Source organism: Bartonella sp. AA9NXGY (assembly GCF_042196845.1).
Classification (GTDB): domain Bacteria; phylum Pseudomonadota; class Alphaproteobacteria; order Rhizobiales; family Rhizobiaceae; genus Bartonella.
Window position 1 is genome coordinate 1,373 of sequence record NZ_JBHIRB010000053.1, and the last position, 1,358, is coordinate 2,730.

A 1,358-nucleotide genomic window follows, 5' to 3' on the forward strand; every position below is an offset into this window, starting at 1 on the left:
AGTGCAGCAGATAGTGCAATAGCGAAAGCGGAGCAAGCCCAACAGAGCACAACAGAAGCCTCTAGAATAGCTTTGGAAGCGAAAGCGGTAGCAGAGTCTGCGGTGCGTTCAGGAGAGACGGCAGGGCAGGTGAGTGGGGAAGCGGTGAAGGGCATAGCACAAGAGGCGAAGCGTAAAGCGGATGAAGCTGAAAAAATAGCACAAGAAGCCAAACAGACAGCAGGTTATGCCAAACATGATGCGGAGCAAGCGCGTAGTGAGGTGGAAAATGCAAAAAGCACAGCGAATGCAGCGTGGAATAAAGCCCACAAAGCGAATGAAACAGCAGATAGTGCTAAGCTTACAGCAAGTTTAGCAGAAACGGCAGGCGAAGAAGCCAAGAAAATAGCGGAGAAAGCCAATAACTACGCGTATGAAGCAAAAGATGAAGCCGGAAAAGCCAAGGAAATAGCCAATAGTGCAAAATATGCAGCAGGAGAGGCGCAAAAGGCAGCTGAAACAGCGGGTAAAAAAGCCGCGTCTTTAGAAGCAGCCGCAGAAGAAGCACAAAAAATAGCTAAAGAAGCCAAACAGACAGCAGGTTATGCTAACCATGATGCGGAGCAAGCGCGTAGTGAGGTGGAAAAAGTAAAAAGCACAGCGAATGAAGCGTGGAGTAAAGCTTACGACGCGAATGAAGCAGCCAATAACGCTAAGACTATAGCCAGATTAGCAGAAATGGCAGGTGAAGAAGCCAAGAAAATAGCAGAGAAAGCCGATGACCGAGCGTATGAAGCCAAGAATGAAGTAGAAAAAGCCAAGGAAATAGCGAGTAATGCAAAATATATAGCAGGAGAGGCGCAGAGGGCAGCCGAAACAGCGGGTAAGAAAGCCGCGTCTTTAGAAGAAGAAGCAGAAGAGGCACAAAAAATAGCCAAGGAAGCCAAGGAGTCTGCTGGTTATGCAAGACATGATGCGACGCAAGCGCGCAATCAGGCAGAAAATGCAGAGAAAATAGCCTCGTCTGCGAGGAGTAGGGTTATTGATATCAATCAAGTGGTTGAGAATTTTAAAGCCCCCGTAAGTTTAGCGCGGATGTACTCAGACGAAGCCAAGAAAAAAGCCGAGGCGGCAGATTCACAAGCCTATCAAGCCAAGAGCGAAGCCGAAAAAGCCAAGGAAGTAGCCGATAGAGCGAAAAGGACAGCAGAAGAAGCCAAAACAACCGCCGATACAATGAAGAAAGAGCTTAGTGGTATCAAGAGTTCTCTGGAAACAGCGACAACAGCTCATACAGTAGCTTCACAGGCAAAAGCGCTAGCGGAAGAGGTAAACAATTTACTGAAACAGTCCAATTTAACGGTTTTTTCAATTTCCAC

The 1,358-nt window shown here is 47.4% G+C and carries 1 pseudogene; it reads left to right on the plus strand.

The features are described from left to right. Positions 1 to 1,358, plus strand: a pseudogene (locus ACFIM6_RS09585) (hypothetical protein); the annotation flags it as partial.